At 33.4% G+C, this 24,947-nt stretch carries 24 protein-coding genes; 8 read left to right on the plus strand and 16 right to left on the minus strand.

Annotated elements, in window-relative coordinates; genetic code table 11:
• Window positions 1-21 precede the first annotated feature (21 nt).
• From ACE94K_RS12975 to ACE94K_RS13010, 8 genes are all read right to left on the minus strand, one after another.
• A complete protein-coding gene (locus tag ACE94K_RS12975; protein ID WP_378172852.1) occupies window positions 22-840 on the minus strand; it encodes a DUF4249 family protein in 819 nt (272 codons plus the stop codon).
• A gap of 4 nt (window positions 841-844) precedes the next feature.
• On the minus strand, window positions 845-3,241 hold the full coding sequence (locus ACE94K_RS12980) for a TonB-dependent receptor domain-containing protein (protein ID WP_378172854.1): 2,397 nt from the start codon (window positions 3,239-3,241) through the stop codon (window positions 845-847).
• Window positions 3,242-3,874: 633 nt separating this feature from the next.
• The gene (locus ACE94K_RS12985) at window positions 3,875-6,103 is read right to left on the minus strand and encodes an NADP-dependent isocitrate dehydrogenase (RefSeq protein WP_378172857.1); all 2,229 of its coding nucleotides are present in this window, start codon (window positions 6,101-6,103) and stop codon (window positions 3,875-3,877) included.
• A 965-nt stretch (window positions 6,104-7,068) separates the two neighbouring features.
• On the minus strand, window positions 7,069-7,419 hold the full coding sequence (gene rplS / locus ACE94K_RS12990; RefSeq protein ID WP_378172860.1) for a 50S ribosomal protein L19: 351 nt from the start codon (window positions 7,417-7,419) through the stop codon (window positions 7,069-7,071).
• A gap of 215 nt (window positions 7,420-7,634) precedes the next feature.
• Window positions 7,635-8,318, minus strand: coding sequence for a tRNA (guanosine(37)-N1)-methyltransferase TrmD (gene trmD / locus ACE94K_RS12995; RefSeq protein WP_378172863.1), 684 nt, complete (start codon window positions 8,316-8,318; stop codon window positions 7,635-7,637).
• 61 nt (window positions 8,319-8,379) lie between these two features.
• The gene (locus tag ACE94K_RS13000) at window positions 8,380-9,003 is read right to left on the minus strand and encodes a tRNA (guanine-N1)-methyltransferase (RefSeq protein WP_378172865.1); all 624 of its coding nucleotides are present in this window, start codon (window positions 9,001-9,003) and stop codon (window positions 8,380-8,382) included.
• Between the two features lie 309 nt (window positions 9,004-9,312).
• On the minus strand, window positions 9,313-10,761 hold the full coding sequence (locus ACE94K_RS13005) for a glyceraldehyde-3-phosphate dehydrogenase (RefSeq protein ID WP_378172868.1): 1,449 nt from the start codon (window positions 10,759-10,761) through the stop codon (window positions 9,313-9,315).
• Between the two features lie 135 nt (window positions 10,762-10,896).
• The gene (locus tag ACE94K_RS13010; protein ID WP_378172871.1) at window positions 10,897-12,315 is read right to left on the minus strand and encodes a trypsin-like peptidase domain-containing protein; all 1,419 of its coding nucleotides are present in this window, start codon (window positions 12,313-12,315) and stop codon (window positions 10,897-10,899) included.
• A gap of 167 nt (window positions 12,316-12,482) precedes the next feature.
• Between ACE94K_RS13010 and dapF the strand changes: the two genes are divergently transcribed.
• From dapF to ACE94K_RS13030, 4 genes are all read left to right on the plus strand, one after another.
• The gene (gene dapF / locus ACE94K_RS13015; RefSeq protein ID WP_378172873.1) at window positions 12,483-13,268 is read left to right on the plus strand and encodes a diaminopimelate epimerase; all 786 of its coding nucleotides are present in this window, start codon (window positions 12,483-12,485) and stop codon (window positions 13,266-13,268) included.
• Window positions 13,262-13,789, plus strand: a complete 528-nt coding sequence (locus ACE94K_RS13020) for a GNAT family N-acetyltransferase (RefSeq protein WP_378172876.1) — start codon at window positions 13,262-13,264, stop codon at window positions 13,787-13,789. The genes dapF and ACE94K_RS13020 overlap by 7 nt, the downstream gene beginning before the upstream one ends.
• Window positions 13,779-14,822, plus strand: a complete 1,044-nt coding sequence (mltG, locus tag ACE94K_RS13025; protein ID WP_378172879.1) for an endolytic transglycosylase MltG — start codon at window positions 13,779-13,781, stop codon at window positions 14,820-14,822. The genes ACE94K_RS13020 and mltG overlap by 11 nt, the downstream gene beginning before the upstream one ends.
• A 351-nt stretch (window positions 14,823-15,173) precedes the next feature.
• Window positions 15,174-15,818, plus strand: coding sequence for a peptidoglycan-binding protein LysM (locus ACE94K_RS13030; RefSeq protein WP_378172882.1), 645 nt, complete (start codon window positions 15,174-15,176; stop codon window positions 15,816-15,818).
• A gap of 10 nt (window positions 15,819-15,828) precedes the next feature.
• Here ACE94K_RS13030 and ACE94K_RS13035 read toward each other — a convergent pair whose 3' ends face one another.
• From ACE94K_RS13035 to dnaA, 3 genes are all read right to left on the minus strand, one after another.
• On the minus strand, window positions 15,829-16,560 hold the full coding sequence (locus tag ACE94K_RS13035; RefSeq protein WP_378172885.1) for an SAM-dependent methyltransferase: 732 nt from the start codon (window positions 16,558-16,560) through the stop codon (window positions 15,829-15,831).
• 215 nt (window positions 16,561-16,775) lie between these two features.
• The gene (locus tag ACE94K_RS13040; protein WP_378172887.1) at window positions 16,776-17,228 is read right to left on the minus strand and encodes a low molecular weight protein-tyrosine-phosphatase; all 453 of its coding nucleotides are present in this window, start codon (window positions 17,226-17,228) and stop codon (window positions 16,776-16,778) included.
• A 12-nt stretch (window positions 17,229-17,240) separates the two neighbouring features.
• Entirely contained in the window at window positions 17,241-18,668 is a 1,428-nt protein-coding gene (gene dnaA, locus ACE94K_RS13045) for a chromosomal replication initiator protein DnaA (RefSeq protein WP_378172890.1), read from the minus strand.
• Between the two features lie 192 nt (window positions 18,669-18,860).
• On the opposite strand from dnaA, the gene ACE94K_RS13050 reads away from it, so the two are divergent.
• Window positions 18,861-19,274 (plus strand): acyl-CoA thioesterase, encoded by a 414-nt coding sequence (locus ACE94K_RS13050; RefSeq protein WP_378172893.1) that lies wholly within the window; start codon window positions 18,861-18,863, stop codon window positions 19,272-19,274.
• Here ACE94K_RS13050 and ACE94K_RS13055 read toward each other — a convergent pair.
• Genes ACE94K_RS13055 through ACE94K_RS13075 form a run of 5 tightly spaced genes read right to left on the minus strand, consistent with a single transcriptional unit; the run spans window position 19,263 to window position 22,864 of the window.
• Window positions 19,263-19,877: an IMPACT family protein gene (locus ACE94K_RS13055; protein WP_378172895.1), complete on the minus strand. Its 615-nt coding sequence runs from the start codon at window positions 19,875-19,877 to the stop codon at window positions 19,263-19,265. The genes ACE94K_RS13050 and ACE94K_RS13055 overlap by 12 nt on opposite strands.
• Window positions 19,878-19,887: 10 nt before the next feature.
• Complete coding sequence (locus ACE94K_RS13060) at window positions 19,888-20,757, minus strand: EamA family transporter (RefSeq protein WP_378172898.1); 870 nt, start codon at window positions 20,755-20,757, stop codon at window positions 19,888-19,890.
• Entirely contained in the window at window positions 20,754-21,362 is a 609-nt protein-coding gene (locus ACE94K_RS13065) for an HAD family hydrolase (RefSeq protein WP_378172901.1), read from the minus strand. The genes ACE94K_RS13060 and ACE94K_RS13065 overlap by 4 nt, the downstream gene beginning before the upstream one ends.
• Window positions 21,355-22,398, minus strand: coding sequence for a bifunctional diaminohydroxyphosphoribosylaminopyrimidine deaminase/5-amino-6-(5-phosphoribosylamino)uracil reductase RibD (ribD, locus tag ACE94K_RS13070; RefSeq protein ID WP_378172903.1), 1,044 nt, complete (start codon window positions 22,396-22,398; stop codon window positions 21,355-21,357). Before ribD ends, ACE94K_RS13065 begins: the two co-directional genes overlap by 8 nt.
• A gap of 4 nt (window positions 22,399-22,402) precedes the next feature.
• Window positions 22,403-22,864, minus strand: coding sequence for a hypothetical protein (locus ACE94K_RS13075; protein WP_378172906.1), 462 nt, complete (start codon window positions 22,862-22,864; stop codon window positions 22,403-22,405).
• Window positions 22,865-22,959: 95 nt separating this feature from the next.
• Between ACE94K_RS13075 and ACE94K_RS13080 the strand changes: the two genes are divergently transcribed.
• Genes ACE94K_RS13080 through ACE94K_RS13090 form a run of 3 tightly spaced genes read left to right on the plus strand, consistent with a single transcriptional unit; the run spans window position 22,960 to window position 24,907 of the window.
• A complete protein-coding gene (locus ACE94K_RS13080; protein WP_378172909.1) occupies window positions 22,960-23,445 on the plus strand; it encodes a GNAT family N-acetyltransferase in 486 nt (161 codons plus the stop codon).
• A 2-nt stretch (window positions 23,446-23,447) separates the two neighbouring features.
• Complete coding sequence (gene prmC / locus ACE94K_RS13085) at window positions 23,448-24,320, plus strand: peptide chain release factor N(5)-glutamine methyltransferase (protein ID WP_378172912.1); 873 nt, start codon at window positions 23,448-23,450, stop codon at window positions 24,318-24,320.
• Entirely contained in the window at window positions 24,317-24,907 is a 591-nt protein-coding gene (locus ACE94K_RS13090) for a TIGR00730 family Rossman fold protein (protein ID WP_378172915.1), read from the plus strand. The genes prmC and ACE94K_RS13090 overlap by 4 nt, the downstream gene beginning before the upstream one ends.
• The last annotated feature ends 40 nt before the right edge of the window (window positions 24,908-24,947 follow it).

Below are 24,947 nucleotides of genomic sequence, written 5' to 3' on the forward strand. Positions count from 1 at the left end.
CAAAAATACTGATTTTCCTGATTACTGTTGTATAGTAAATTGAAAACGGCTAGCTTCAGATAGATTAAAATACCCTAAAGCAAAATTATCCGGATTTGTGGTGTTGATAATATTTCCTCGTATTTGTGCCGGAGGTGTCTGAAAAGGGTTTCCTCCATCTTGCTCACTCTGCTCAATTAATAAATTAGAGTAATTGTAGTATCGTTCATCTATTCCAAGGATTTTGATAGTGACTTCTTCGCCACCAACCATATCTTCATAGAAATAAGAAAAATTAAAAGCTTCTCCTTGATAGAAACGATCTTCACTAGGGAGGTATAGGTTAAAGTCAAAATCGAATAAATAAAAATCATCTCTGGTACCATCATCAGTAAAGAAAATAATTACCTCTGTTTCATCTCCTTCAAATAGAGTTCCGTCTCCTTGTTCTACATTATCTATAGCTACTGTAGGAATAAGCTGTGTTGTCGCTTTATATGTTTCACCTTCGTAAATAACCGTCAGTTCATAATCAATATTAAACTCTGGGATGATATTAGTATTTTCCGGGATAAATAACCCCGGTTCCTGTGATTCTTCAAAATTGATGATAGAATTATCCGAAAGATTAGTTACAAATACGGTTGCGTCACTAACTGTAGGTACTGCATCATCAAAAAAAGGAGCTGATAATGTAAGGCGTACACCGCCTAGTGCGTCAATAGGATCTTCATCTAAATAAATCTCAAAAGAAGCATCGATTACTAATCTTGGTTCTCCATTAGGAACGTCCACATCAATAACATCCTCACAGCTTGTGCATATAATAAGTCCGATGATTGTATACAATAACTTTTTCATTGCATTAAAATTTAAAATTATAAGTAATGGCTGGTACAATTCCAAAAATGGAGGTTCTCACTGCTTCATTTACAAAGGTTTCAGTGTTCTGGCTAAATGTAATTGAGGCGGCGTTTCTGCGATTGTAAACATTATAAATACTAAAAACCCATTCTCCTTGCCATTTCCTATCTTTATTTTTTCTGGGTGTTAAAGTTGCCGAAATATCCATACGATGATACGATGGCAATCTTTGATCATTGCGTAAGCCATCATAAATAGGTACTACTAACCCCTGATATTCAAATTGTCCCGAGGGATAGTTAGTAGGTTGACCGGTTTGAAAAAGAAAATTAGCATTAAATTTCCATCTTTCATTCAACTCATAGCTTCCGTTAAAAGAAATATCGTGTGTTTTATCGAATGGAGTATTATACCATTCACCGTTGTTAATACCTGTTTCTGTAGGCGTCCGTCCGGGTGTTCGTTGTTCTGATTTGGATAGGGTATAGGCAAGCCATCCTTTAAACCGACCTTCATTCTTACGGAGCAATAATTCCAATCCGTATGCTCTGGCTTCACCATTTAATATATCTTGCTCTATAGCATCATTAGCAATGAGCTCTGCGCCATCAATATAATCAATTCGGTTTTCGATGTCTTTATAGAATATTTCGGTTTCTATAGAATATGCATCGTTATTTATACTCTTAAAATATCCTAAGGCATATTGATTTAATAATTGAGGTTTGATATACTTTCCACTCGGTGTCCATACATCTAATGGAGTAGGAGAATTAGTATTTGATAGTAAATGAAGATATTGAGCCATCCTATTATAACTAGCCTTTACAGAGGTGTTATCATTAAAAGCATATGCCAATGCAAATCGAGGTTCAAAGTTGGTGAAATTTTCTATTTGGTCACTTCTACTAATTCTTACTGTTTCGATAGGGTTTGCGGATTCGTAGATTTGTAACTCTTCATTAAATAATAAAGGATTATCATTCTCATAGATATTCAATTCGTCCTGTCCCAATCGTATAAAACTACTGAGTCTTATTCCATATTGTACTGAAAGTTTATCCGAGATTTTATGCTCTGCATCCACATATACGCCAAGTTCATTGGCATATTTGTCAATCAGTTTATCTCTTCTAATCCCAGAATCTTCACTATTTGGTTTAATTTCTCCTGGATTAAAGCGATAGTAGATATTATTAACACCATAATTAAGCTGAAAATTATCACTGATATAATGTTTTAGATCATATTTTAGATTAAAATTTCTTATTCCAGAATTCCATTCAAAACCAACAAAATCAAGTTCTAATCCATAAAAATAATCAGAATATATTAGTGATAAGTTAGAAAATAGTTTATCAGAAAATAAATGATTCCATCGTAGGTTTAAGACTGTATTACCGTATGTATTTCTAAAACTTTCACTGATGGCGAATACATCACGACCAAAATATCCTGATAGGAAGATATTATTGTTCTCATTAATTTTATAGTTCAATTTGGTGTTGAGGTCATAAAAATATGCGACATTATCGTTGCCTTCATCTACCAGAGGAAGAAAAAGATGCGCGTAAGATGCTCGACCACCAACGAGAAAAGCTCCTTTGTTTTTTACAATGGGGCCTTCTGCCAATAGTCTACTTGCAACTAATCCGAGACCTCCACTTAGGTGATATTCTTTACTATTTCCCTCTTTTTGATAGATATCTAAAACAGAGGATACGCGACCACCATATTTTGCCGGGATACCTCCTTTATAGAGTTTGATATCTTTAATAGCATCAGGATTAAAAACAGAAAAGAATCCAAAAAGATGTGATGAGTTAAATATTGTAGCTTCATCTAAAAGAATCAAGTTTTGATCTGCTGCACCACCACGGACATTAAATCCAGATGCTCCTTCGCCGCCACTAGTAACCCCAGGTAATAAGACGATGGATTTAATAACATCAGCCTCTCCAAGAACCACGGGAATTTGTTTAATAGTTCCTGCTGTAAGCTGATTGAGACTCATTTGAGGAGTTTTAATGTTAACTTTTTCTACATTTTCAGTGATCACTACTTCCTCTAACATTTCTGAAGCTTCCGATAATTGAAAATTTAGTTTCTTATCTTCATCAAGGGTGATTTCCTGAATAATGTCTTTAAACCCTAAGTAGCTTACTTGTAGTTTATATGTTCCTTCGGGTAAGGTAATAGAATAAAAACCATATTCATTAGTAACAACCCCTTTATCGATTTCCGGAAAAAGTATATTTACTCCGATTAAGGTTTCGTTACTTGATTGCTCAGAAACCGTTCCGTTTATGGTGAATTTTTCCTGTGCTAAAATGCTATTTGATTGACATACGATTAGAAAGAGTAGCAGTAAGGAACCAAAGGAGTTTAGCTTTTTCAAAAGATAGGTTTTTTCAAGTAAGTATACTAAGTAAACTGCAAAATATTAAATATGTTACAGCCTTAATTTTGTGTAAATCTACAGACTATTTTGATAGACAACTGTTATTTAATTATTAAAATCAGTCTTTTGAAATAAAAATATTAGTTGTCTAATTAAGACTCCCAGCAAAAGCTAATGGGAACCCATGCTGCGGAGTATAAAGTATTACTATTTGCGGGTTCAACACCGGATTTGCGTTTAAGATATACTTGGTTGTTTTTTGAAAATACATAGTTAGTATCTATTTTATTGGTTGTTAGAATAACTTTAGTTTTCATTTGGGGCATTCTTATAATTAATTCAATAGTATAATTTAATCAATTTCTGTGCCTAAAATTTAGTATGTACTTTTAAACGGGGATTTTTTGCTATGGTAGATCTAGTAACACTGTTTTTCTGCACTAAAAAGCATTTTTGAAGGATTCATTTTTAGTGTAAAAACTATTTTTTTTGGATTACATAGGGCTTCTTTTTTGTTACCCATTCTTACTAGTCATTAAAGGACTAGGCTATTTAAATATTTTGTAGAAATAGAAAAGCCTGTAAAACAAAACGTTTTACAGGCTTTTAATTTTAAAATGGGCTATTTATTTAGGCTCCTATAATCTTATTCAATGTTTCACTAGGTCTCATTGCGTTAGCAACCTTAATAACATCTGGCCAGTAATAACCGCCCATATCTACAGGGCTTCCTTGTGCGTCATTTAGTTCATTAATGATCGTAGTTTCATTACTAGCTAATTTCTCTGCAATTGACTTAAATTCTGTTTGTAAATCACTATCCTGTGTTTGCTCGGCTAATGCCTGCGCCCAGTACAAAGCCAAATAGAAGTGACTTCCTCTATTATCTAACTCGTTTACTTTTCTTGATGGTGATTTTTTGTTTTCTAAGAACTTTTCTGTCGCTTTATCTAATGCTTCTGCTAATACTAGGGCCTTAGAGTTATTATTTTTCTCTCCCAAATGTTCTAAAGAAACTGCTAATGCTAAAAATTCTCCTAGCGAATCCCAGCGTAAGTGGCCTTCTTTGTTAAATTGCTGCACATGCTTAGGAGCTGATCCTCCTGCACCAGTTTCGAATAAGCCTCCACCATTCATTAAAGGAACAATAGAAAGCATTTTAGCACTGGTTCCTAATTCAAGGATAGGGAAGAGATCTGTATTATAATCACGTAATACGTTTCCGGTTACAGATATAGTATCTTTTCCGTCTTTGATTCTTTCTAAAGAAAATCTTGTTGCTTCAACAGGAGACATGATTCTAATATTAAGTCCATTTGTATCATGTTCAGGAAGATATTTTTCAACCTTAGTAATTAAACTCGCATCGTGTGCTCTATTTTTATCCAACCAGAATATAGCGGGTGTATCTGTGGCACGAGCTCTACTTACTGCTAATTTTACCCAATCCTTTATTGGAGCATCTTTGGTTTGACACATTCTCCAAATGTCTCCTTCTTCTACAGCATGTTCAATTAAAACAGTACCTGCTGCATCTACAACACGCACAGATCCATTTCCTTTTATTTCAAATGTTTTGTCGTGTGATCCATATTCTTCTGCTTTTTGTGCCATCAATCCTACGTTTGGTACTGTTCCCATTGTAGTTGGATCAAATGCCCCATGCTTTTTGCAGAAGTCTATAGTTTCTTGGTAGATACCTGCATAACTGCTATCCGGTATTACTGCTTTTGTATCCTGAGTATTACCATCTTTATCCCACATTTGTCCTGAGTTACGGATCATAGCAGGCATAGAAGCATCGATAATAACGTCGCTAGGTACGTGAAGATTTGTGATACCCTGATCAGAATTTACCATGGCTAATTCTGGTCCGTTAACGTAACACGCTTTGATATCTGCTTCTATCTCGGCTCTTTTAGTTGCATCTGTGATTTTCTTTAATTTGTTTACAAGATCACCGAATCCATTATTTACTTCAACTCCAATTTCTTCTAGTATTTCACCGTGCTTCTCAAAAACATCTTTAAAGAATACTTCAACTGCGTGACCAAAGATAATAGGATCTGATACCTTCATCATGGTTGCTTTCATATGCAATGAAAATAACACTTTTTTATCTTTGGCATCTGCGATTTGTTCTTCCAGAAAAGAAATCAATGCTTTTTTATTCATTACTGTAGCATCGATTATTTCTCCTTCAAGCAAGGCTGTTTTATCTTTTAAAACTGTAGTAGTTCCGTTAGTATCTACAAATTCGATTTTTATATCTCCGGCTTCAGTTACAGTAACAGACTTTTCATTAGAACGGAAATCTCCATTACTCATAGTAGCTACGTGAGTTTTAGAATCGCTACTCCAGGCTCCCATAGAATGCGGGTTCTTTCTTGCGTATTGTTTTACTGGTTTAGGAGCTCTACGATCAGAGTTTCCTTCTCTAAGAACAGGATTTACAGCACTCCCTTTTATTTTGTCGTATTTATTCTTGATTTCTTTTTCGGTATCATCCTTGGGTTCTTCAGGATAATTAGGAATATCATAGCCTTGTAATTGTAATTCTGCAATTGCAGCTTTCAACTGTGGGATTGAAGCACTAATATTGGGAAGTTTAATAATGTTGGCTTCTGGTTTCAAAGCAAGTTGACCTAATTCTGCTAATGCATCCGTTTGTTTTTGCTTATCGGATAGATATTCCGGGAAAACCGCTAGAATTCTCGCTGCAAGTGATATATCTTTAGTTTCGATTTCGATATTTGCAGCTTTGGTAAACTTTTTTACAATAGGTAAAAACGAATAGGTTGCTAATGCAGGTGCTTCATCAGTTTTTGTGTAAACAATTTTTGAGGATTCAATTCCCATATTTTTTAATTTTTTATAAGATATTTCTAGCCTGACTAGTGTATACCTATATATTATACGCTAATGTTTAGGAAATATTTAGTCGTTTAACTTCTTCTAGACAAACAATATTAGTCTTCCTTTTTTTGTCGGTGTAACAAGGGGTGTTTTAACAATATTATTTGCTGTAAGATTTTCCGAGCGCGAAGATACAAATATAGGCGGCTAAATGCAACCTGTATATTGTTAGTTTTGCGTTAAAGGAATTGAATTAAAAATCTTTAAAAGATTGAGGGATAAAAAAGTTAAAAGTAAAAATGTAAACCTTATTTTAGAATAGTAGTGAAAAGTAAAAAGCCATATCATAATACGAATACCTTGATATGGCTTTTGTCAGAAATAATAATATTGTTAGCTGTTTTACCCGCTATAAAATAATAACTTGCGTTAATTTATACCAAATTGTTATTTCTGTTTTTGAGTAGATTTAAATTTTTCAAAGAAAATACAATGTTCATCTAAATACTACTCGGGTGACTATTGCGAACGCTTGTGTTTCTAAATTACTTATGTAATTTTTCAGTTTTTCATCCGAATAGTCTAATGCCACTTAAAATTAAAAAGGTGTCAAAACTTAATTTTTTCTTTTGAATTTCATTTTGAAATGATTTTAAAGAGAACCTTTAAATTGATTTCAACGATGTACTCAAAAAAATAACTTTCGTTTTATATTTATCCTAACTTTAAGATGCTTTATGTAAATGTTCAAAGAACTTGTTTTGAAAAAATGTAAATCAGGAATCCTTGTGTCATCTCTATTATTATCATTACATCTTTTCTTCTTATAAATTTAGGAAAAATAGATTTACAGTACAGTTAAATGTATGTTTTTAGTTATCAACTGGTTATGAACCAAAGTTATGAACTTTTGTTCATAAAAAAAGGCTACCAATCGGTAGCCTTTGTATTGTAATAAGAAGTGAAAGTTAACTTCTTTTTTCTTTAATACGTGCTTTCTTACCAGTAAGCTCTCTAAAGTAGAATATACGTGCTCTACGAACTTTACCTCTTTTATTTACTTCAATTTTCTGAAGTGCTGGTAAGTTTACCGGAAAAATACGTTCTACACCAACGGTTCCAGACATTTTTCTGATTGTGAAGGTCTCACTAGAACCAGATCCTCTTCTTTGGATTACAACTCCTCTAAAGAACTGTGTACGCGTTTTGCTTCCTTCTTTAATTTCGTAATATACTGTGATAGTATCTCCTGCCGAAAATTCAGGTAAATCTTTTTTTGCAACAAACTCGTTTTGTACGAATTTTACTAAATCTTCCATTTTTGAAATAGTTTACTTATGTTTTGTTAAAACAACATTTACGATTCTCGCCAGAGGTTGTTCCAATCAGGCTGCAAAAATAGCTATTATTTCATTATTTGCAATTATTTTTTGATTATTATTTATGAAGTTTCTTTTTTAATTGAAAGATTGCCTTTTAGTTAAGGATATTTGGTATTAGATATTTATTAATGAAGACGGTGTATAAATTTTAACTAATCATTTTCATCCAATAAATCCGGTCTGCGCTCTTTGGTTCTTTGATAGGCTTGCTCTTCGCGCCAGGCTTCAATTTTTGGAAAATTTCCAGAGGTGAGTACTTCAGGAACTTTCCAGCCTTTATAATCTGCAGGCCTGGTATAAATAGGAGGGGCTAACAAATCATCCTGAAAAGAATCAGTTAGGGCTGAGGTTTCATTGCCGAGCACACCAGGAATTAATCTGATAACGGCATCGCACAGAATCAAAGCACCTAATTCTCCTCCTGAGAGTACATAATCACCAACAGATATCTCCTTTGTGATAAAGTGATCTCTAACTCGTTGGTCAACACCTTTATAGTGTCCACACAAAATAATCAAGTTGCCCATTAAGGATAATTGATTAGCGATTCCCTGATTTAACGTTTCACCATCTGGAGTCATATAGATAACTTCGTCATAGGATCTTTCAGATTTCAATTTGGAGATACACTTGTCAATCGGTTCTACCATCATCACCATACCAGCGCCACCACCAAATTGATAATCATCTATCTGTTTATAATTATCTGTAGTATAGTCTCTAAGATTATGTAAATGTACTTCTACAAGCCCTTTTTCTATAGATCGCTTCATAATAGAAGCTTCAAAAGGGCTTTTTAGGATATCTGGTACGACGGTAATTATGTCTATTCGCATCTTTATTTTTTAAGAGTTGCAAAGATGCAAAACAATACATTAAAAATCCAGAGAATTAGTATTACTTAGCTCCGGTTTTACGTTGTTTATTGATTTCATCCTGAAGTTTACGCATTACTTTTTGTTCTCTTTCTAATGCTCTTCGTCTGTGATCTTCAAACTCTGCTTCTGTTTCAGCTAATGCTTTTTTGGCTTGTATTGTGACAGCATTACTGTTTTTAAACTTAAAAACAAAAAAAGCTAATAATGCTAGGAGCGCACCAACAAAGGTCCACATCATTGTTTTATAGCTACCTTTGGTAAAAGACATTCCCAAAAAAGTCATATTATCTTTTTCCTCGGTTACCGCAGAAAGATCTTCATTTGTTTTTGCTAATGATGCCTCTAAATTAGATATAGAAGTAAGTTGCTCAGTAATTTTTTGGTTAGAACTATTTAATTTTGATTCTAATGTTTTAAGAGAATCTAAAGTGTTTTTTTTTAGTTTGTCTAACCAAACACGTTTTACTACCTTATATTCTTGATATCTTCCGGACTTTTTAATCACTACATCGAATTGCGTTTCGATATTTTCCTGTTGTAGTGCTTGTTCGGCCGTAAGGTTCTCTTCTTGGGTTTGTGCCTGGATGGTTTCAAAGATGGGGAATAGAGCTATTAAAATTAATAGGTACTTTGATACTTTCATGTGTGAATTTTAATTGTTTTTAATGGTCGATTAAAACCTTTAGATAAGTGAAACAAAATTTAAGATAGGTGTCTTTAGAATTGATTCATTTATCAAAATGTTTTTGTTCTAGTTTTGTCAGTCTTTAATACAAATTAACGATAATAAAGATACGATATTGTAGGCAATTTAAAAGATTTAATATAGCTTGATTTAGAGCATGTTCCGAATATTTCAAATTTACGTTTGTGTGTTGTTTTAAAAAAATAAAATAAAAAAAGTCGTTATGGTGAAATAACGACTTTTAAAAGTTTTGTATATAGGTTATTCTTAATAATAAGTATAACGTCTAACTTTTGCGATATATTTAGATAATCTTATTACCTGATGGCTATACCCATACTCGTTATCATACCATACATAGAGTATAGCATTATGGCCTTCATTATCTACAATGGTTGCATTGCTATCATATATAGAAGGTGCAGAAGATCCTACAATATCGCTAGAAACCAGTTCATTGTCTAAAGAATATTTAATTTGTTCTACTAAGCTTCCTTCTAAAGCATATTTTTTGATAATAGCATTCATACTTTCTTTTGAAACTTTTTTGTCCAATCTTAGGTTAAGAATTGCTAACGAACCATTAGGAACGGGTACTCTTATTGCATTTGAGGTGAGTTTTCCTTCAAAGTTGGGTAGTGCTTTAGAAACCGCTTTTCCTGCACCGGTTTCAGTGATTACCATGTTTAGGGCTGCCGCGCGACCTCTTCTATATTTGCTGTGCATATTGTCTACTAAATTTTGATCATTAGTATATGCATGGATGGTTTCTAAGTGCCCATTAATAACACCAAAACTTTCATCTACAGCTTGTAAAATTGGAGTAATGGCATTGGTAGTGCAGGATGCTGCAGAAAAAATGTTTACTTTATCTGGATCATGTTCTTTGTGATTTACACCGTGCACGATGTTAGGAACTCCTTTCCCAGGGGCTGTAAGAAGAACTTTGTCAATCCCGTTAGCAATTAAATGTCTGCTTAATGCCTCCTTATCTCTGAATACCCCGGTATTATCAATTAACAGGGCATTATTAATTCCGTAAGAAGTATAATCTATATCTTCCGGATTATTGGCGCTAATTATTTTGACGGTAGTTCCATTAATGATTAATGAACTATTGGCGATATCAGTTTCTACTAAACCCGCAAATTCTCCGTGAACAGAATCATTTCTTAAAAGAGAGGCTCTTTTCTCTAAAATTTCCTCTGTGATAGATCCTCTGGTCACGATAGCTCTTAACCTCAATTGACTTCCTTTTCCGGTAATCGTCATGAGCTCTCTAGCTACTAAACGACCAATACGTCCAAAACCATAAAGAACAACATCCTTAGGAGAAATGTTCTTAAACTTCTTAGCATCCTTTAGTTTGTTCATTACAAAACTAGTTGCCGAATCATATTCATTACCGGCAAGGTGATACTCATAGGTAAGTTTACCAATATCTAATTTGGCAGGAGGTAAATCCATTAATTTGATGGCTTGCGCAATTTCTACAGAATCAAAAATTGAAATTGGTTTCTGAACAAATTCGCCGGCGTACTCGTGTAAATTTAGAATTTCACTTACATTTTTATCAATTAACTGGTTACGAAATAGTACCAATTCTATAGAATTGTCATACCATAAATCACTTACAGTTTTGATAAATGCTACCGTAGCACGGCGTCTGTCTGCCTGAAAGGCAAGTTCTTTCTCATAAACTTCGTTAGAACTCATAATGTGTTGTGTTTTACAATCTTGAAATTTCGCGCAAAAGTATGAATTTCAAACGTTTTCGTAAAGCTTTTTCAATAAAAAAATCCCATTGCCTTTTGTTAGCAATGGGATCCTTTATTTTAGAAGGTTTTAGGTTTAATTCTGAAAAACAAATTCACGTTTTTCCCCATCTCTGTCAATTAAACTAATCGTGATATCTTCTTCTGGATACTTATTTTCGATAATCTGTTTTACCTGCAAAACATTTTTTACTTTTTTTCCATCTATTTCACTAATAATTAGTCCTTCTAGATTGTAACGCTGCATCCTCGGACTCAAAGCTTTGCTAATAACTACACCGTGATCAAGATTAAATTTCTTTAAAACATCTTTTGCAGGATTTGCGACTTCTACACCTACATCCTCTATATTATATCGCTGTATAACGTATTTGGTTAATGTAACTGGTACGTTTAGCTCTCGTTCTTTTCGTAAGATTTTTACATTAATTACATCATTTGGACTTTTACTATTTACATAGCCCGTTAAATCTGCAAACTTACGTATGGGTAAACCGTCTATTTCTCTTATTACATCTCCTACTTTTAGCCCGGCTTTTTTGGCTCCACTATCTTCTTCTACGCTTGCAATCAAAACTCCTTGCGATACAGAGATTCCATATTCTTGCATAGCTTTTGGATTGATGTTACCGCCTCTAATACCAAGAATACCCTTTTGTACATCGCCAAACTCTAGAATGTCTTCTACAATTTTACGAGTATTGTTTGATGGTACTGCAAAAGCATATCCAACATAACTACCGGTTTGTGAGGTGATCGCAGTGTTAATTCCGATAAGCTCTCCTTTGATATTTACCAATGCACCACCGCTATTTCCAGGATTAATGGCTGCATCTGTTTGTATAAATGATTGAATATTTCCATCATATTCATTCAGGTCTCTGGATTTGGCACTTATGATTCCAGCAGTGACAGTTGATGTTAGGTTAAAAGGATTACCTACCGCCAATACCCATTCTCCTATTTGAGCGCTATTTGAATCCCCAAACGGGATATATGTTAGTTTTTCATCTGTCTCTATTTTGAGAAGAGCAATGTCTGATTGAGGAGCAGTGCCGACTACTTCTGCCTTATACGACTTATTATTATTTAAGGTAACTTCTAGATCAGTTGCGCCGTCAATTACGTGGTTATTCGTTACAATATATCCGTCTTCTGTAATAATGACACCTGATCCTGCACCTTGAATTCTTCGCTCTGTGGTTCCTCCATTCCTAAAATATTCCATAAGATTTCTAGGAGATTTAGTAATTCCGTACTGCTTTACGTGTACGACTGCATTCACAGTTTTTTCTGCGGCTAATGTAAAATCAGCATTGGTGTTTACAGCATTCAAATTGGTGGTACTGTAGGTGGCCGGAATCAAATTCGTTGGTGTGGCGGTTTCATTTTTTGTTACAATAACAGTATCAGGTTCTAAAAATGCTTTGTACATTCCTAATGTCATAGCACCTGCTAAAATAGCGACAACCAATAAGCTCAAAAATCTTTTCATCTTCTTTTCTTTTTTTCGTTTAATTTGAATAGTACTATATAATAGACTACGTATAACAATTAAAATTACAATTATAGTATATTATTTTTTGATATTTAACGCGCTATTAACAACGATAAAATGGTAACTTTCTTTGTACCTTTGTTCCTGATAATTGAAAAAGAATAATGAATCTTACTTTTTATAAATATCAGGGTACAGGTAATGATTTTGTAATCATTGATAACAGACAAAACCTTCTTTCCAAAAATAATACCAAACTATTTGCCAGACTTTGTGACAGGAAATACGGCATTGGTGCAGATGGTCTAATGCTATTAGAGCTTCCAAAGAACGATGGAGAGGATTTTACGATGGTGTATTTCAATTCTGATGGGAATGAGAGTTCGATGTGTGGTAATGGCGGGAGATGCCTTGTAGCATTTGCGGCTTATCTCGGAGTTATAGATGATAAAGCAACCTTTACTGCTATAGATGGAAAGCATACCGCAGAAATTAAAGATGGGTTGGTGTATCTACAAATGCAAAATGTTTCAAAAATAGAAAAGTATGATTCGCATTTGTTTTTAGATACTGGTTCTCCTCACCACGTTACTATGGTCAATAATTTAGAAGGTTATGATGTTAGAAATATGGGTCGTGAAATTAGAAATGGAGCTCCTTACTTTGAAATCGGAAGCAATGTAAATTTTGTTGAGAAAGAAGATGAAGATTCGTTTGCAGTTCGTACTTATGAAAGAGGTGTGGAAGATGAAACTTTATCTTGTGGAACCGGTGTTACTGCTGTTGCATTATCTATGCACGCTACAAAAATAACTGATAATGAAATGGTAAGTATTAAAACTCAAGGAGGTGAACTAAGAGTGACTTTTAAAAAGACCAGAAATGGATATGAGGACATATTTCTTATAGGACCTGCAGAACAAGTTTTTAAAGGAGAGATAGTATGCTAACTCTTAAAGGAGAACATATTTATTTACGTGCTCTAGAGCCAGAGGATCTTGATTTCATTTATTTGATAGAAAATGATGAGAGGATATGGGAGATGAGTTCTACTCAAACTCCATATTCACGTTTTTTGATTAAACAATATCTTGAAAATGCACATCTGGATATTTATGATGCTAAACAACTGCGCCTTGTCATATGTTCTTATGACGATGAATCATTGGGGCTGATAGATTTATTCGATTTTAATCCAACTCATAATAGAGCAGGTGTGGGGATTTTAATTGTGGAAACAGAATATCGTGGTAGAGGATATGGAAAAGAAGCATTATCTCTTCTGAAAAATTATGGTAAGACACATCTACGGTTACATCAGTTATATGCAAATGTAGCTGAAGATAACATTGCTAGTATTAAACTATTCGAAAAAGAAGGTTTTAAAAAAATTGGAACAAAAAAAGATTGGAACCTTGTAAATGGCAATTATAAGGATGAATTATTATATCAATTAATATATGTACATTAAAAGAATTTTATTGATTATAGCCTTGATAGGTTTGATTGGAGGAGGTTTATTTGCTTATTACGTGTATCAAGCTGTTTTTTCGCCAAATACAAATTTTGAAACAGAAACTACCACTATACATATACCTTCGGGAACCACGTATCCTGAATTAAGAAAGATTATACATCCTTTATTAAAAGATCCCTCAAGCTTTGATAAAATAGCTAGCAAGAAAGGATATACATCTCGAGTAAAAGCAGGAAGGTATATACTTAAAAAAGGGCTTAATAATAATGAGTTGGTAGATCTTTTGAGAAGTAAAAACATTCCAATTCAGTTAAGTTTTAACAATCAGGAACGACTGGAAAATCTGGCTGGTAGGGTTGCACAACAAATAGAAGCTGATAGTTTGTCTTTAGTGCAGGCTCTCAAAGAAGAATCTTTTATAACAGAGAATGGGTTTACTGCAGACAATGCATTAGCGATGTACATTCCTAATAAGTATGAGTTTTTTTGGAATACCTCTGCAGAGCAATTTAGAGATAGAATGCTAAAGGAATATAAACGATTTTGGAACGACAAAAGAAAAGAAAAAGCGCAAAACATCGGTTTAACGCCAACAGAAGTTACAACTATCGCTTCAATAGTTCAGAAAGAGACGGCTAAGGTTGACGAACGTCCAAGGGTTGCAGGAGTCTATATGAACCGATATAAAAATGGATGGAAACTAGATGCTGATCCCACGGTTATTTACGCGATTAAAAAACATAGAAATGACTGGGATGTAGTAATAAAGAGAGTTTTGTATAAAGATCTTGAACTCGATAGTCCTTATAATACTTATAAATATAGTAGTTTACCTCCAGGTCCTATAACAATGCCTGATATTTCATCTATTGATGCGGTTCTTAATCATGAAAAGCATGAATATTACTTCTTTGTAGCTAACGTAGAGAATTTTGGCTACCACAAATTTGCCAAAACTATAGCTCAGCATAACAGAAACAAAAAACAGTACGTAGATTGGATTAACAAACAAGGAGTAAAACGATAAAAATCACTCGGTTTTTTGTAGGAAAAAAAATGATAATTTAGTTTTCTTTTCCTAAAACACGATGAATTTATTAACAATATCGTTTGAAAACTTGTTCATTACTATGTTTTTTGATCTTTTAATTTTTATCGACTAAAACCATTGGTTTGACGTTCAACTACACGTTTTAAGACTTTTTACACCCTTTTTTATGATTTTTTAACGATTTTTTTAACGTAAGTAATTGTTATTCAGTGTTATAATTAATTTAACGTATGATTAGTCTTACTTCTTAAAAAAGTCGTATATTTGCACCGCAAAAATTTAAGTAGAGGGGAACGTCTTTTTGATGTCTACTTAGAAATTTTTTATATGATAAAAAGGATAATTGGACTTTTTGTAATTCTTACAACCGGGGGGATCTTGTTAGTAAGTTTTACACCAAAAAAACGCACAGATTTAAGCTCGTATAGCACCGAAGGTTTAGATCTTTACTACATCGCTCCTAACTTTGACGAGATAGAAGATGATTTACTGGATTACTTAATTTATCCAGAACTTGGTAAATCTTATGTAGGTTTTAAAGAAGCAGTTGCTTTTAAGGAATCGAGAGGTGATTATGGAGTGGTGAATCAGTTTGGATACCTAGGAAAATATCAGTTTGGTATGAGTACTTTAGCTATGATCGGGATAAAAAACAAAAATGAATTTTTGAATAATCCGGAATTGCAGGAAAAAGCTTTTTACGCTAATCTTTCTAGGAACAAATGGATTTTAAGAAGGGATCTTAAGTGGTTTGTTGGTAAGCGCATCAATGGAATTGTTGTTACAGAATCAGGTGTTTTGGCGGCTGCTCACCTTGCCGGACCTGGCGCAGTTAAAAAATATTTACGTAGCGGAGGAGTAGATGGTTTTGCTGACGCTTTTGGTACCACTATTCGTTATTATATGAAACGTTTTGCCGGATTCGACACCTCATTTGTGAAGCCTAACAGGAAAGCAAAAGCTTATGAATAATCAATCATAATCAGAAATCACGTTGGATGATAAAGATCGTTGGTTTCTTGTGTAATTCGATTTCTGCATTATTCCATTCTTCAATTGTCTTTGTAGCGATATATTCTGTTGTTAGCGTAATATCACTAGCAATACACAGGCGTGTTGATGGATTAAGAATTGACACAAGATCTGCGAGCATTTTATCGTTTCTGTAAGGTGTTTCAATAAAGATTTGTGCTTGATTTTTCTCTAAAGAATTTCTTTCTAAAGATTTAATCGTAGATTTTCTTTCGCCTTTGTCAATAGGAAGATAGCCGTTAAAGCAAAAATTTTGACCGTTCATTCCGCTACTCATCATGGCAAGAAATATAGATGATGGCCCGACAAGGGGTGTTACTTGGATTCCTTTTTCGTGGGCAAGCCGCACTACTTCGGCTCCAGGATCTGCAATTCCAGGACATCCAGCATCAGATAGTAGTCCAATAGATTCTCCATTTAGGCAAGGAGCGAGATAATTCGGTATTTCTGAGGCATCTGTGTATTTATTAACTGAATGAATAATAAGTGAGCGCTGCGATTTGCTTGGGCTTACTTTTTTGATAAACCTTCTGGCCGGCTTTTCGTTTTCAACAATATAATGGTTTACTTGTTCTAAAACCTTCTTTATAGATATCGGTAGTACCTCCAGAGGCACATCGTCTCCCAATCTGGTGGGTATTAAATATAATTTTCCTTTAGGATCTAGGGGTTTGGATTCCATAGCATTGTATTTGGTAGCTAGTTTTGGCTGAATATATTAGGGTTTATGATTGTAATATTAATGAATATAAGGTTCTTTAGTTTATATTTTAAAAAAAACATTTTAAAATCTAATAAATACCGCTAAAAAATAAAGCTTTAGGGGGTACTATTTGTAATTAGGGCTAACTGGTTTCTAAATATACAAAAACTTTGTTTTTAAAAAGTAATCGGTATTTATAGCTTTTTAGCTAGATTACTACAAGCTTGATCTAGCATTTGATAAACATTTTCAAAACCTTGGTTTCCTCCATAATAAGGATCAGGGACATCTAAATTTTTATTTGGGTGTAGTTCATTTAAAATTAAGGATACTTTTTTCTTGTCTTTTTCGTCACGAGCAAGGTTTATGACATCATTATAGTTGGTATTATCCATGACATATATGAAGTCGTAAGCATCAAAATCACTTGTCTTAAACTGTGCTGCTTTCTGATTAGAAATATCTATACCATATTTTTTTGCGATTAGAATGGATCTTCTGTCGGGTTTTTCTCCAATATGATAGCTACTTGTTCCGCAGGAATCTACTTGAAATTTTTTGGTGTCTAGTTTGGATTTTAAGATACCCTCAGCTAATGGTGACCTGCAAATATTTCCGAGGCATACCATTAAAATTTTGATCTTCATGTACACTAAAAATTAAAGCGTAAGTTTTTTGCCTAAATCTTCTACGTACTTTCTAAATTGTTTATCGGTAGAGGATAAGTTATCTACAGTTTTGCAGGCGTGAAGAACGGTTGCGTGATCTCTTTTTCCAATTTGTGTGCCGATGCTAGCTAGTGAAGCTTTTGTTAGTTTTTTTGCAAAGAACATAGCTAGTTGACGGGCTTGCACAATATGACGTTTACGGGTTTTGGATTGAAGTGTTTCTACATCCATTTGGAAGTAATCACTAACTACCTTTTGGATATAATCGATAGATACTTCTCGTTTTGTATTTTTAACGTAATTGTCTACAATAGCCTTAGCTAGATCAATAGTAATATCTTTTTTGTTAAAAGAAGAGTGAGCGATTAAAGAAATGATAGCACCTTCTAATTCTCTTATGTTGGTTTTGATATTATTTGCTAAAAACTCTACAATATCTTCTGGCATTTCTACACCGTCTCGATATAGTTTGTTTTTAATGATTGATATTCTGGTTTCAAAATCTGGTTGATGTAACTCTGCGGATAATCCCCATTTAAAACGAGATAGTAAGCGTTGTTCTATATCTTGCATATCAACAGGAGCCTTATCACTGGTAAGGATTACCTGTTTGCCGTTTTGATGTAAATGATTAAATATGTGGAAGAAAACGTCTTGTGTTCCTGCTTTTCCTGAAAGTAATTGGATATCATCAACAATGAGAACATCAATAATCTGATAGAAATGTATAAAGTCATTTCTATTATTCTTTTTTACTGATTCTATATATTGTTGTGTAAATTTTTCAGCAGAAATATACAAAACCGTTTTCTCGGGATAGTTGTCTTTTATATTAACACCTATAGCGTGGGCAAGATGTGTTTTTCCTAATCCAACACCGCCAAAAATTAATAAGGGATTAAAAGAAGTTCCGCCAGGTTTATTTGCCACTGCCATTCCTGCAGACCGAGCCAATCTATTGGAGTCTCCTTCTAGAAAATTTTCAAAATTGTAACTAGGATTTAACTGTGACTCAATTTTTACATTTCTGATTCCAGGAATCACAAATGGATTTTTAAGTTCAGGATTTTTACTTTTAATAGGAACATCTACCTCTTGTGAACTTACAGCGGTCCTATTGGCACTTGGTATTTTTTCTGTAAATGGTTTTTTATTACCGTAGGTGTTTTCCATTTTAATAATATAAACCAATTTAGCTGTTTCTCCTAACTCCCTGGTTAAAGAAACTTTCAGAAGATTTACGTAGTGCTCCTCTAGCCACTCATAGAAAAATTTGCTGGGTACTTGGATACTTAATGCGCTATCGGTAAGCTTTACAGCCTTAATAGGTTCAAACCAGGTTTTAAAAGCTTGAGGGGTAATGTTGTCCTCTATAAAAGATAGACAATTATCCCAAACTGATTGCGCAGTTATATTCATTAGAGTGGTCAGATTACTTTTATTAGGTTATTAACGGAAAATTGTTGAAAAAGTTCTTCCTTTTTTTGCTTGACAAATATGTGAACAAAAAATGTAAAAAAAAAACAATTTTGGGGTTGAATTTTAATTATTTTTTTCGCATACTTTAATAAATGTAATATTGCATTCCTTACTATTTTTTTAATTAAATACATGTCAATTACTTCTGAAACTTTGTTAAAAGTTAGATATTCTGAAACCGATCAAATGGGAGTCGTACATCACGGCAATTATGCGCAATATTTGGAGTTAGCCCGAATTGATTGGTTATCACGATTAGGTGTCTCTTATAAATCAATGGAAGAAAGCGGTGTTATGCTTCCTGTGTTTACATTAGATTTTAAATTTAAGAAATCTGCGTTCTTTGACGATGAATTAACTGTTAAAACTTGCCTTAAGAAAATTCCTACAGCAAGAATCATTTTCGATTACGAAATTTATAATCAAAATTTGGATTTATTAACAATTGCTTCTACTACATTGGTATTTGTTGATACCGAAACCAGAAAACCAATGTTATGTCCAAAATATTTATTAGAAATAATAGAAGGACAATTAATTATCTAATCGCTCAATGTCTATTTCATACAACGCAGAAAAAAGATCATTTATTTCATCAGCCATCTTTTTTCTAACTGTAATCAATAATCTACAATCCAATTCTAATTTTTGACTTATTATGGTAAGTTGTTTCTCTTTAATAATCCGCATAACCTTATTCATGTTTTTATATTGAAAAATTATACGAAAATGAATATCAATTGTCTTTTCTAAAATATTTGAGTTTTCTAAAGCTAATTGTGCTGTAGTTTTATAAGCATTGATTAATCCACCGACACCAAGTTTTACACCACCAAAATAACGTACTACTACTACCAAAACATTGGTTATTTCAAAAGATTGGATTTGCCCATAAATAGGTTGACCTGCAGAATTAGAAGGTTCACCATCATCATTACTTCGATACCTTACGTTATCCGTTCCTAACTGCCATGCATAACACCAATGTCTTGCAGCATGATGCTGCTTCTTTAAGGAATCAATGATTTCTTTCACATCGTCTTCAGTAGTTATCGGAAACGAATATCCAAAAAATTTACTGTTTTTGTCTTTAAACAAAACTTCTTCTCCGGGACTGTCAATAGTTTTAAATGTGTCTTTTATATCCAACGGTTTAGTTTTAAATAGAAAAAGTAACCAGTAAAATACTGATGATGGCCAGTATGATTCCTATCCAGTTTTTTATTATTAATTTTTCTTTAAAAAATAAGATACCTGCAAAAGTCGATACCAATAATATAGCCACATTGTTAATAATAAACACTGTTGAACTATCTAGTTGATCGTTTCTTAAAGCCTGAATTAAAAAATAGATGGAGAAATAATTTGGTATTCCTAGGCAAATTCCTGCAATAATATTTTTGATAGTTATTTTTAGCGTTCTTTTAATAGTCATATAAAGTAATAAAACGATTCCAAAAATACCTGCGAAACTAAAAATAGCAGCCGAAAAAATCGGAATGTCCATTTTTGCAACATAATTGGTCTCCATAAATTTAAGACTTGTATCTATTATCCCACCTCCCAAAAATACCAAAAGAGGATATATTAGATTTTTTGTTTTTACAGAAACGCCACCAACTGTTTTCATTGAAGTCATATACACCGCAAATAATGCGATAACAATTCCTAATATTTTTAGCGGAGCCGTACTTTCATGATAAACTATAATTCCAAAAACTACTGGTATTGCCACGCTCATCTTGCTCGCTACCGCAGCTACCGACAAACCATTCTTTTGTGTGGTGATGGCCATTAGATTAAATACCAGAATAAAAATAAGTCCTAATACTATAGTTCCATAAAACCAACTTGATTTAATAATACCTAGGATTTTAATTGGTTCGGTATAGGCGATAAAACCAGAAATAGAAGCAGCTATATAATTAAAGATAATTGCCTGCATCGTATCTACGTTGTATTTAGCAAATAATTTGAATGTGATTAATATCCAACTGGAGGCGATGATACTTAAAAATAAATAAATCAAAATAAATTAGCTTTTATAGTAAATAAGTCAGTAATATCTTCGGTCATAGGGTTGTTGTTCCAGGTATGAATGCCTAACTTTTCGGCAGCATTCGTATTGGCCGAAGTATCATCAATGAAAAGAATTTCTGAAGGGTTAAGTTGGTGGTTTTCTATAACAAATTGGAAAATATCTTGATTGGGTTTTCTTAAATGAATTTCGTGAGAAAGATAAAAAGAATCAAAACAGGATTTGAAATCTGAATAAAATGAAACATTTTCTTTAATCCAATTGATATGTAATTCGTTAGTATTACTCAGTAAAATTAGTTGGTACATATGACTATTTGCTAATTTTTGAATGAATTCTAATCGTTGCTTCGGAAAATCTTTGAGAATAGCATTCCAACCATCTATAATCTGTTGATCAGAAGCCTTGGGTAAAAGCTTTTTGTAATAATTTATAAACTCTAATGTATCAATGACACCAATTTCATAGGATTCATTGATGGATACCAGTTCTTTGGTTATAGAATTGATACCGAGCTGGGAGAATGATTGTAAGGTAGCTGATTTGTCCAGATTAATAAATACATCTCCAAAATCAAAAATAATAGTTTTAATCATTCTCGTATATTCTTAATGTGTCTTCCATAATTTGTTCTTCAGAAATAAGCTTAGCATTAAATACTGGGGCGTTAACTCCTCTTTTAAAAATATGTGAGCCTTTAAAAACTCGAGCCTCATCCCAAAGATTAGCATCGATAAAAGATTGTAGCGTATGTCTGCCACCTTCTATAATAACGGATTGTATTTCGTATTTAAATAGAATATTGCAAATCTCAAGAGCGATATGATTTTCAGAATCAATAGTTTCGTATTGTAAGTTATTGCTATTTTGTTTTTCACCAGCATCTCTGGTAATCAGGATAGTTTTCGCTTCATGATCAAAAATAGCAGAGTCTTCAGGAATCTTATTCGATAAATCTATGACGATTCTTGTAGGATTTTCTCCAGACCAATTTCTTATTGTTAGCTTCGGGTTATCTTTGATAACGGTATTGCTTCCAACCAAAATAGCTTGTTCTTCTCCACGCCATTTATGTACCAATTGCCTGGAATATGGATTTGTTATCCATACAGGCGCTCTTTTTGTAGTTTTCGAAGGAGCGATAAATCCGTCTGGTGTTTGTGCCCATTTTAATATGATAAACGGTCGTTTTTTGTTATGAAAGGTGAAAAATCGCTTATGATGAATAAGACATTCGTTTTCCAGAATACCAACGGTTACATTGCATCCTACGTTTTTTAATTTCTCTATGCCTTTTCCTGCTACTTTACTATGTATGTCGATAGTACCTATGACCACATTGGGTATTCTGTGTTTGATAATTAAATCACTACAAGGTGGTGTTTTGCCAAAATGAGAACAAGGTTCTAAGGTTACGTATAGCGTTGCTTCTTTTAAAAGTGATTTGTCTTTAACACTATTTATGGCATTCACTTCAGCGTGATGACCACCATAAGCACTAGTGTAACCCTCGCCAATGATGGTCTGGTTGTGAACAATTACACTTCCTACCATAGGATTGGGTCTGGCATATCCAAGTGCGTTTTTGGCTATTTGAATACACCGTCTTATATATTTGTCGTGTATGCTCACGTTATTACTTTAAGGGAATTTTTTGCTCTTTATTAATATTATACGAATAAGAAAAACTTCCCAATCGATATCTCATATTGCCTTTATATTGAATGAGAAGAGAGTCGGTTTGTACCATTTTTAGAACACTACCCAAAAGGTTATTTTTATTTTCGTCATAAATTTTTGCAAGAGAAAAGGTGCCTTCCAAAGGAACTGTAAATTCCTTTTTTGAAGGAACTTCAAATTCCTGAGAATGAATACTGCCTACGTCTATGTTATCAACAAAAACGTGAACATCTTCAACAGAAAGTTTTCCACTCAAGTTGTTTGGATTATGAAAAACTGCATCAGCTTGAATCGTTATATTGCGCATACTGACATTTTTAACATCGATATTGGCGACATATTTAAATTCTGGTTTTTTCGATAAGGAACAACTTGTAATGACTATGAATATTGTTGATAATAATAAAAGCTTCTTCATTGATTACTGCATAGATTTGATGTATATTTCATCTAAATAAAAAGATTAGATAGCACTAATTTTTAGATTAACAAAAGTAGTATTTATATATTATAATGAATGCCATAAAAATTCGTTCAGTTGCTCCAGAAGATAATAAGGCGTTAGCAAAGGTAATCAGAGATGTTTTGATAGAAATGGGGGTTCCCAAAGTGGGAACTGCTTATGAAGATGAAGCATTGGATATGATGTACGAAACCTATGATGCTCCCAGAAAAATATATTACGTTGTCGAAGACAATGGAAAGATTATAGGTGGAGCAGGAATTGCGCAATTAGAAAAAGAAAGCGCAGATATATGTGAACTTCAGAAAATGTATTTTCTTCCAGAAGCCAGAGGAAAAGGACTTGGTTCTCAAATGATGAGTAAGTGCCTGGATTTTGCCAGAGAGCAGGGCTTTTCTAAATGTTATTTAGAAACTATGCCTTATATGAAAGATGCCAGAAAATTATATTATAAAGTTGGTTTTACATCTCTTGATAAACCTATGGGTGATACGGGACACTATAGTTGTCAGGCTTGGATGATTAAAGAGTTGTAGGTTTGAAAATAAAAGATCTTAGAAAAGAATTTACAGATGCGCTGTCATCTCAATACGATTCAGAAGAAATACTTTCTTTTTTTTATATACTTTCTGAAAAATTTCTTGGATTAAGGCGTGTAGATATAGCTATGGCTTTAGATACGATAATTGATAACACATCCTTCTCAAAATTCGTAGATGCTAAAAAACGACTTAAAGAACAAGAGCCGATTCAATATATCGTTGGAGATACGGTGTTTTACGGACTTTCCTTTAAGGTTAATGAATTGGTTTTGATACCACGGCCTGAAACTGAAGAATTGGTAGATTGGATTCTAAGAGATTATCAACATAAAAAGATAGAGCGAAAAATAAAAATATTAGATATAGGAACCGGTAGTGGTTGTATCGCTATTTCTCTAGCTAAAAATCTACCAGAGGCAGATCTGTTCGCCATAGATATTTCTGAAGAAGCTCTTGAAATTGCCAAAGAAAATGCCAAACGTAACAATGTTGAAGTAAATTTTATTCATGCAAACGTACTTCAGTTAGATAAATTAGAGAAGGATTTTGATATAATCGTTTCCAATCCTCCATATGTTCGAGAACTAGAGAAACAAGAGATAAAACCCAATGTGTTGGATCATGAACCGCATTTGGCACTTTTTGTGTCAGATAATGATCCATTGATTTTTTACAAAAAGATAGGTAAACTAGCCAAGCAAAATCTCACTCCCCGCGGTTTGTTGTATTTTGAAATTAATCAATATCTTGGAAAAGAAACAAAAGATATGATTGAAAAACTGGGATTCGAATCTGTAATAGTTCGTAAAGATTTATACGATAATGACCGTATGATAAAAGCCAGTTTAATTAAAAAAAATGACTTATGAATAACTTAACTTCTGTTTGTATTTTTTGTGGAAGCAGTGAAGGAAATGATATCAAAGTAATTGATGAAGCTCTGATATTGGGAAAAAAATTAGCTCAACAGGATATTACTCTGGTTTACGGAGCTGCAAAAATTGGTGTAATGGGAAAAGTAGCAGAAGGAGCACTTACCCATAATGGAAAAGTAATTGGTGTCATACCTGATTTTCTGAAATTGAAAGAAGTTGTTCATCTTGGGCTTACAGAACTTGTAACTACAAATAATATGCACGAGCGTAAAATGAAAATGCACGAACTAAGTGATGGTTTTATTACGTTACCGGGAGGTTTTGGGACATTAGAAGAGTTATTTGAAATTATAACCTGGGCACAATTAGGTTTGCACCAGAAACCTATAGGACTATTAAATATCAATGGGTTTTATGATCATTTGTTACAGCTATTAGAGACAATGGTACGTAATGGTTTTCTTAAAATGGAGAACTACGAGTTACTTTTAGTAGAAGAAGACATAGATCGCCTGTTAGTAAAAATGAGAGAATTTACACCCAAACAAGTACCAAAGTGGTTAAAATCAGATAGAACATAATAAAATTATACTAAATACTGATACCGGAAAACTGATACCA

This window comes from Aquimarina besae (assembly GCF_042434905.1).
GTDB lineage: Bacteria > Bacteroidota > Bacteroidia > Flavobacteriales > Flavobacteriaceae > Aquimarina.